We start from the raw sequence: 8403 nt of genomic DNA, 5'->3' as shown, positions 1-8403 counted from the left end.
ATTGATAAAACGGTTAACACGATGGCTATGTCAGACGTGAGTAGTCTTGAAAAAGTAGTTTCCGGTTTATCAGATTAAACATGCTGTATAGGGTGCGCGGTGCGCACCAAGTTAAAATACCAAAATAAAGAACAGGAAAATGGCAATGGAAAAGAAGGTGGCGTTAGTCACGGGCGCAAGCCGTGGAATAGGTCAGGCGATTGCTAAAGAGTTGGCCATGGATGAGTCCTTAACGGTTATTGGTACTGCCACAACAGAAGATGGTGCCTCGTCAATTTCGCATTATTTCTCAAAGTGGGGCTTGGACGGTGACGGCATTAAGATGGATGTGTCAGACCCAGAGTCGGTCACAGAAGGCATCAAACAGGTCACTCAAGCTTATGGTCCGCCTTTGATCGTTGTAAATAACGCCGGCATTACCCGTGATGGTTTGTTGATGCGTATGAAAGAAGAAGATTGGGATAATGTCTTGAACACCAACTTGAGCTCGATTTACAGAGTCTCAAAGGCAGCGCTCCGAGGCATGACTAAGGCGCGCTGGGGACGAATTATTAACGTTAGCTCTGTTGTTGCGCAAATGGGCAATGCAGGCCAGGCAAACTATTGTGCTGCCAAGGCAGGCATAGAGGGCTTTAGCCGCTCTTTGGCAAAAGAGATTAGTGGGCGAGGCATTACAGTTAACTCAGTGGCTCCGGGTTTCATTGAGACGAGCATGACAGAAGAGCTTTCCGATACCGTAAAAGCGAGTATGTTGGCGACAATACCGATGCAGCGCTTGGGGCAGCCCGAAGAAGTGGCTTCGGTAGTAGGGTTTTTGGCATCTCAGCAAGCAAGTTATATTACTGGTGAAACGATCCATGTAAACGGTGGGATGTTTATGGGCTAAAACGGGAATATCCCGAATTTGTCCTGTTGTTATTCCGGTAGCATCTCGAATTTGTCCTGTTGTTATTCCGGTAGTACCCCGAATCAGTCTTTTCGTCATCCCGGTAGTGTTTGAGCCGGGAGCCATAAGGTTAAGACTTGGATGGATTCCCTCTCAAAATACTGCGTGAATGAGGGTAGGGTATGGTGGTTCCCATGTATTTGGCCGAAATACTATTTTTTGGTGGCCTGATTGAGATCAAAGAGTGATGTTTTGCTGCTTGTCTCTATCATTGCTTTGATCTAGACTACATCGCCATGAATAAATGAAGCAGACAATAGCTAGGTAATTAAGTACGAAGCTGTTTTTAAACTGAAATATTTCAGAGATAGAATGCTTGTCAGCTTGATCTATATTAATGAGAGGAAATTATGAGTACTGTAGAAGAGCGTGTTAAGAAAATCGTATGTGAACAACTAGGTGTTAAAGATTCAGAAGTCCAAAATACTTCTTCTTTTGTTGAAGACTTAGGTGCAGATTCTCTTGATACTGTTGAATTGGTAATGGCTTTGGAAGAGGAATTTGAAACTGAAATTCCTGATGAAGAAGCTGAAAAGCTTTCTACAGTCCAGGAAGCTATCGACTTCATTATTGCTAACCAGTAATAGAAGTTCATAAAAAGAACCGTCCTTTGTGAAATCTCTGGGCGGTTTTTTTTTGTTTGTTTAGGTCGATATTTAAAAGTTAGAGGCAAGGTATGTCAAAAAGACGAGTGGTAGTCACAGGGATGGGGATGCTTTCTCCGCTTGGTAATAGCGTGTCTGAGTCGTGGAATGCAGCGCTTGAAGGGAAGAGCGGCATATCAAATATTTCTCGCTTTGATACTGAGAACTTTAACGTCAAAATTGGCGGGCAGATTTCGGACCTGGAAGTGAATGATTATATTGACCGTAAAGAAGCGCGTCGCATGGATATCTTCATGCAGTACGGCCTGATTGCAGGTATGCAGGCAGTAAAAGATGCATCTTTAGAAGACTTGGATTCAGATCAGAAAAAGCGGATTGGTGTTGCCTTTGGTTCTGGAATCGGAGGAATTGAAACCATTGAGACTGTACGTGATACCTACGTGAAATCAGGGCCTCGTAAAGTTTCTCCCTTTTTTGTACCCAGCTCTATTATCAATATGATTGCCGGGAATATCGCGATTAAATATGGCTTTAAAGGCCCAAATATAGCGGTAGTCACAGCTTGTACTACGGGCACTCATAACATTGGTTACGCAGCAAGAACGATTGCCTATGGTGATGCCGATGTGATGATAGCCGGTGGTGCTGAAATGGCGACAACACCAATTGCTGTTGCAGGTTTTAGCAATGCTAAGGCATTGTCTTCCAATGACCGACCTGCTGAAGAAGTCAGCCGCCCTTGGGATAAAGGTCGAGACGGGTTTGTACTATCTGATGGCGCAGGTGCACTGGTTTTGGAAGAGTTGGAGCACGCAAAAGCGCGTGGTGCAACAATCTATGCTGAGCTAACCGGCTTTGGTATGAGTGATGATGCCTTCCATATTACTTCGCCTATTGAAGATGGTTCAGGCGCAAGAACCGCTATGGAAAATGCTATCAACGATGCAGGAATAGAACCAGAATCGATTGATTATATTAATGCTCACGGCACCTCAACTCCGCTTGGTGATGTGGCAGAATGCAAAGCGATCAAAGACCTGTTTAAAGAACATTCTAGCTCTTTGCTTGTTAGTTCAACCAAGTCAATGACTGGTCACTTGTTAGGGGCTGCTGGCGCGATTGAGGCAATCTTTTCTGTAAAAGCTATCACTGATCAAGTAGCGCCACCAACGATTAACCTCGATGAGCCTGAAGAAGGGTGTGATTTGGATTTCGTGGCACATACTGCCAGGAAAGCTCCGATAAAAGCTGCTCTATCGAACTCCTTTGGTTTTGGCGGTACTAATGGCACTTTAATCTTTCAGGCCTTGGAAGATTAGAAATGAAAACGCGAGCTCACTTAACCTTAGTCAATGAGCTTGAGACCTCGGCAATCGATATCGCTGATCGGGGCCTTGCCTACGGAGATGGTTTATTTGAAACGCTTAGAGTGGTCGATGGAAAAATTCCTCTTCTAAGTTATCATCTGGAACGATTTAAACGTGGCACTAAGGCGCTTGATTTAGGTGAAACTGAAATGCTTGCTGGTAAGTTTGAGCGTTATGTTGGCTTGGCTTTGAAAGACCTGACTAAAGCCGCTCACCTTAAGCGAGCGATAATCAAAGTGATTCTTACGCGTGGACAAGGTGGTCGAGGTTATGCGCCACCCGATGAGCCGGAACTAAACTTTATCACACAAGTCTTTGAGTCTCCCGAATTTCCCGAGACAAACTCCGCCCAGGGAATTACTCTCCATTTATGTGACCATAAGCTCTCGCATCAGCCAGTTCTGGCAGGGATAAAACACCTCAATCGTCTAGATCAGGTGCTTGCTTCAAAGGATTTGGCTAAGTCAGGGTATGAAGAAGGCTTGATGTTGGACTACAAGAATAATGTGGTAGAAGGCACTAAAAGCAATCTACTCATTTTCACAGGCAAAGATATTATTACTCCGAATATATCGGGTGCCGGTGTGGCGGGTACTTTACGTCAATATCTACTCGATAACGCTGCTTTAACAGGGCTAGCGCTTCGTGAAGCGGAAATTAGTATCGAGGACTCAAAGTCTGCAGACGGTTTAGCTGTTATCAATAGTGTCTTTGGTCTTTGGCCAGTGAAAGAATTTGCTGGTAAGCGCTATGCAATACATAAAAATTGTGGAATCATTCAGTCTCATTTGAAGACTAGCTTTTCATATTAAATAACCTTTTTCGACATTAACTATCGTGCCTGCAAATCGCTCTTTTATCGCTCGTTTTATTCTGCTGCTTATTATTTTTGTGCTGATGCTCAGTGCCGGTATATATCGTTATTATCAATCTGAATTAGAGCGAGCAATAGCCTTTCCACGAGACGTTCTCGAAATAGAAATACCCAAAGGCAGTAGCTTCAACTCAGTGTTGAGGAACTTGATTGAAAAAGGGGCTGACATTAACCCCTGGGTCGCAAAGGTCTACGCAAAGCAAAATAAGCTTGCTAGTAAAATTAAAGCAGGTGAGTTCAGTCTACAAGGGCCTATGACGCTTCCTGCTATTTTTGAGTGGCTGACATCCAATAACCAGATTCGTTACCAGGTTCAGTTTATCGAAGGAACGAGCTACAGAGATGCCTTAAAGACCCTGGCGCTTCAAGAGAAGCTAAGTAAAACCTTGGAAGGGAAGAGCGATGATGAACTTATCCAGGCATTGAACTCTAAGAACGATATAAAGCACCTGGAAGGGCAGTTCTATCCTGATACTTATGCGTACCATAAAGGCGATACGGATCTATCAATCCTAAAGCGTGCTCATCAGCGTTTGCAGAACATTTTGCAAGAAGAATGGCAGGCTAGAGATAAAAGTACCGTATTGAAGGGCTCGTATGAAGCGCTTACCTTGGCTTCGATTGTGGAAAAAGAAACGGGAGCAGCACATGAGCGAACTGAAATCGCAGGTGTATTTAATAGGCGGCTGATTAAGGGAATGCGTCTACAAACGGACCCGACCGTCATCTATGGCTTAGGTGATCGCTATCAAGGCAATATCACCCGTAAGCACCTGAAAGAGCTGACGGCCTACAACACCTACCGAATAAAGGGCTTACCTCCTTCTCCTATCGCTTTAGTAGGGCGTAGTGCCATTCATGCAGCGCTGCACCCTAAAGAAGGCTCTAGCCTATATTTCGTCGCAAAAGGTGATGGCACTCATCAATTTTCAGCAACTATCGACGAGCATAACAATGCCGTTCGTAAGTACCAGTTAAGACGTCGCAAAGACTACCGTTCAAGCCAGTAAGGCTTGATTTCAGAGCAAGCTCAATTCCAAATAAGAAGGTACAGTGTGGACAAAGGTTTATTTATCACGATTGAAGGTGGCGAAGGCGTTGGCAAGTCTACCAACATCGCTTTTATTCAAGAAGCGTTAGCGTCAAAGGGAATTGAATCCATCATTACCCGAGAGCCTGGCGGAACGCATTTGGCCGAAGAGATTCGTGAAGTGCTCATTAAGAACCGGGAAGAAACAGTAGCGTCAGAAACCGAGTTACTTCTTATGTTTGCCGCACGCGCTCAGCACCTTCACCAAAAGATTTTACCTGCGTTGGAAAAAGGTGTTTGGGTGATTTCTGATCGTTTCACCGATGCAACTTATGCTTATCAATCTGGCGGGCGTGGTGTACCTTCTGAAAAAGTAGCCTTACTTGAAAACTTTGTTCAGGGAGACGTACGCCCAGACCTGACTCTTTTATTAGATGCTCCGATNGAAGTAGGCATGGCGCGTGCAAAAAATCGTGGTGCCCTAGATCGCTTTGAGGAAGAACAGGCAGAGTTTTTTAATAATGTTAGAGATAACTATTTAGCGCGTGCAGAAGCTGAGCCAAAGCGATTTAAAATAGTTGACGCAACACAAAGTTTGGAAGAGGTACAATCAAGTATTTCAGTCGTGCTTGAGAATATCCTGTAGGCAGAGCCTTCCATGGCTCGCAGGCGGGTTAGCACGGTGTAGATTCATATAAGGGATGGAACCCTCTGCCTACGTTCGATTGTTAAACACTATTCAATATCATTGCAACCACGATCACCTGTGGTACGGTTAGCAAAGGTAAATATAGTGCTGTCTTCCAAGACTTCATTGTGTCTTTTATTACCATCACTTCAGTGTAATCGGTCGCTACGCCTGTCATTAAAAATGCAAAGCTATTACCGGGGGCATTGGCTCGATTCATCAAGTCGGCCGCTATAGGGGTCGAGCCTTCGGAGCATACTTCAATGATTGTTGCTGCGATCAAGGTTGCTCCTAGACCAAGCAGCGTTGGCCCGAAGTAATTTTGGAAGTCCTCCAACGAAACGAAGCCTCTAATCGCTGACGCTAATAGAACACCAAATAACAACCAGCGGATCACCATTCTAGAACCGTTTAAGCCGCGCTTGCCGATATCAAGGGCTAGCGCTTGTGTCCATTCTACCGATGCAAATTTGGATTTAGCTTCACGCCAAAATTGAAAGTCTTCAGGCAAGTCATTCGCAACGCTATTTTGCGGAAGAGAGCCTTTCTGTTCTAGTCGATCAAACAACCAGCCGGTGGTAATTGCCAATACCATCGACAGGGCAATAAACAAGAGGGTCCATGGCAGCCCTATGAGTGCCACCATGATTATCGTCAGTGATAGTGAGTTCCAAGGGCTGGCAATAAGAAATGCCATGACTTGGCCGAGACTGGCACCTTTGCGCCTTAGCTCCATGCCGACCATTAGTATTCCGTGACTACATAAATCGAGTAGTACGCCTGCCAATGTCGCGCGCCACAGACCTTTGACGGTGCCTCCTTTTCCCAGAATCGAGATGATAAATTCCTGGGGTATACGACTTAACACACCGACAAAAGCAATGGCGAGCAGTATGCTCCACCACATAGTGTTTAGCAGTTCTTGAACGCTGTGGGCAATGACACCATACCAGTTGTCATGAGAGGGTTCGCTGAGTGCCAACACATAGAAGATAATTGAAAGCGTTAAGCTCCCCCAGAGTAACCAGTCTCGCTTTTCTGGAGAGTCTTCACAGCAACTGTTAGTTGCGGGCTCGCTCGTTGCCTTACTACTGCTGGAGCAGCATGACGTAGTATGTACGGGCTGTTTTTCTTTGCTGCAACAACTTGAACTACTTTCAGGCTTTTCAGGGTTATTTTTTTCAGAACTAGAGCCGCAGCAGCTTGATTTCGTTTCTTTCATAGCTTTACCCCTCCCTGTGTCGTTAGTTGCTCTGGTGCCTCGCTAAGCTTATCAAGAATAGCGCAGTGAGGGTCATTGTTAGATTGGCATTGGCTAGCGAGGTCTAGCAGGCACTGGTGCATCAGCCTAAGCTCAGCTATTTGCTCTTCAACTAATTTTGCTTTGTCCAAGACGAGGGATTTAACCTCGTGACTTTGTCGGCCTTTATTGTTGAAAAGATCAAGCAAGTGGCGACACTCATCAATATTGAAGCCTGTCTTTCGGGCGCGCTGGATAAACTGGAGCTGTTCCAGATCTTGTTCTGAATATTGTCGATAGCCGTTGGCAGAGCGCGAGCTAGGATGAACCAGGTCGATCTCTTCGTAGTAGCGAATGGTTTTAGAATTAAGGCCTGTTAGCTTTGATATCGCGCCGATATTCATCGTGCTACTCCTATATAAATTGATCTAATATGGAATAGCATAAACCTTACAGCTACTGTAAGGTCAATACAAATTTATTGAATTCGAAATTTATGACGAAAGTGGTCAGTGTAGGTGGGTATGACCATAGTCAAAATAACTCAAGTAGACAGAGCCTTCCATGGCTCGCTGGCGGCTTAGGGCTGGTTGGTTTCATGTGAGGAATGGCGTTCTCAGCCTAAGAATGAATAAGCCTCAACCACGACGCCATGCATGAAATTTCTCAAGAAACTGCAATACCTTCTCAGGCGCGTTGGCTTTTTTCCAGTTACCAGCGACAAACTTATTGGTTTCCGCCAGGGTTGGGTAGATATGAATCGTGCCCAGGATCTTATTCAGACCTAAGCCATGCTTCATTGCCGTCACGTATTCAGCAATAATATCCCCGGCATGATGACCGACAATCGTTACCCCAAGAATTTTATCTTTCCCGGGGACGGTTAGCACCTTGATAAAACCATGAGCCTCACCATCGGCAATAGCTCGGTCTAAATCATCAATATCATAACGGCTTACATCATAAGCAATACCTTGTGCTTTGGCTTCCTGTTCGTTGATGCCGACACGGGCCACTTCCGGGTCTGAAAAAGTCGCCCAGGGAATGACGCGATAGTCTGCCTTGAACTTCTTGAATAAACCGAATAAACCGTTCACAGCGGTATACCAGGCTTGGTGAGAGGCCGTGTGCGTGAACTGATAAGGCCCGGCCACATCGCCGCACGCATAGATATTGGGGAAGCGCGTTTGAAGGAATTCGTTCACCTCTATCGTGCCTTTATCCGTTAAGGGGATATTCAATTTATCTAAACCAAAGCCCTCTGTATTCGCTTTACGTCCGACTGCCAATAGCAAAACATCATATTCAATTCGCTGTTCAGTGCCGTCAATGTCGGTGCACAACAGAACTTTTTGGCCATTATCAGTAATAAACTCTGTTGGCTGATGGTTTAATCTAAGATCAATGCCTTCCTCAATAAAGCGCTTTTGAACCTCTGCGCTCACGTCTTCATCTTCTCGTGGCATGATGCGGGCAGAGCGGTCCATTTGAATCACCTGCACTCCAAGGCGCTGGAAGCTCTGGGCCATTTCACAGCCGATAGGCCCACCACCGATGATCAGCATGCGGCCTGGTTTTTCTCTAAGTTCCCATATCGTATCGGAAGTCAAATAACCTGTATCTTCAATGCCCTTAATCGCAGGAACAAAAGGC

The 8403-nt window shown here is 45.3% G+C and carries 9 protein-coding genes; 6 read left to right on the top strand and 3 right to left on the bottom strand.

The genetic code is table 11. The features are described from left to right. Positions 1-139: 139 nt before the first annotated feature. From fabG to tmk, 6 genes are all read left to right on the top strand, one after another. A complete protein-coding gene (gene fabG / locus A3756_RS06735; RefSeq protein WP_068506760.1) occupies positions 140-886 on the top strand; it encodes a 3-oxoacyl-ACP reductase FabG in 747 nt (248 codons plus the stop codon). 410 nt (positions 887-1296) lie between these two features. Beyond that, positions 1297-1530: an acyl carrier protein gene (gene acpP / locus A3756_RS06730; RefSeq protein WP_068506755.1), complete on the top strand. Its 234-nt coding sequence runs from the start codon at positions 1297-1299 to the stop codon at positions 1528-1530. A gap of 92 nt (positions 1531-1622) precedes the next feature. Further along, on the top strand, positions 1623-2870 hold the full coding sequence (gene fabF / locus A3756_RS06725; protein WP_068506753.1) for a beta-ketoacyl-ACP synthase II: 1248 nt from the start codon (positions 1623-1625) through the stop codon (positions 2868-2870). Between the two features lie 2 nt (positions 2871-2872). Continuing rightward, positions 2873-3730 (top strand): aminodeoxychorismate lyase, encoded by an 858-nt coding sequence (gene pabC, locus A3756_RS06720; protein WP_082865126.1) that lies wholly within the window; start codon positions 2873-2875, stop codon positions 3728-3730. Positions 3731-3755: 25 nt separating this feature from the next. After that, positions 3756-4802, top strand: a complete 1047-nt coding sequence (gene mltG, locus A3756_RS06715) for an endolytic transglycosylase MltG (protein WP_082865125.1) — start codon at positions 3756-3758, stop codon at positions 4800-4802. 45 nt (positions 4803-4847) lie between these two features. Next, positions 4848-5468: a dTMP kinase gene (gene tmk, locus A3756_RS06710; RefSeq protein WP_068553150.1), complete on the top strand. Its 621-nt coding sequence runs from the start codon at positions 4848-4850 to the stop codon at positions 5466-5468. Between the two features lie 82 nt (positions 5469-5550). Here the strand turns inward: tmk and A3756_RS06705 are convergent, their stop codons facing one another. The 3 genes from A3756_RS06705 to A3756_RS06695 all read right to left on the bottom strand — a co-directional run. Further along, on the bottom strand, positions 5551-6732 hold the full coding sequence (locus tag A3756_RS06705) for a permease (RefSeq protein ID WP_068506749.1): 1182 nt from the start codon (positions 6730-6732) through the stop codon (positions 5551-5553). Next, entirely contained in the window at positions 6729-7154 is a 426-nt protein-coding gene (gene cueR, locus A3756_RS06700; protein WP_068506746.1) for a Cu(I)-responsive transcriptional regulator, read from the bottom strand. Before cueR ends, A3756_RS06705 begins: the two co-directional genes overlap by 4 nt. Before the next feature lie 234 nt (positions 7155-7388). Further along, positions 7389-8403 (bottom strand): NAD(P)/FAD-dependent oxidoreductase (locus A3756_RS06695; protein WP_197481230.1); only part of this gene is annotated, 1015 nt, incomplete at its 5' end.

It is taken from the genome of Oleiphilus sp. HI0086, from assembly GCF_001635225.1.
The sequence above is the reverse complement of the archived record's forward strand: the minus strand, read 5'-3'. Positions and strand labels throughout refer to the sequence as shown.

Bases quoted from the DNA above. Each gene is read 5' to 3' on its own strand.
- fabF (WP_068506753.1), top strand. From the start codon at position 1,623: ATGTCAAAAAGACGAGTGGTAGTCACAGGGATGGGGATGCTTTCTCCG.
- cueR (WP_068506746.1), bottom strand. From the start codon at position 7,154: ATGAATATCGGCGCGATATCAAAGCTAACAGGCCTTAATTCTAAAACC.
- A3756_RS06705 (WP_068506749.1), bottom strand. From the start codon at position 6,732: ATGAAAGAAACGAAATCAAGCTGCTGCGGCTCTAGTTCTGAAAAAAAT.
- pabC (WP_082865126.1), top strand. From the start codon at position 2,873: ATGAAAACGCGAGCTCACTTAACCTTAGTCAATGAGCTTGAGACCTCG.
- acpP (WP_068506755.1), top strand. From the start codon at position 1,297: ATGAGTACTGTAGAAGAGCGTGTTAAGAAAATCGTATGTGAACAACTA.
- fabG (WP_068506760.1), top strand. From the start codon at position 140: ATGGCAATGGAAAAGAAGGTGGCGTTAGTCACGGGCGCAAGCCGTGGA.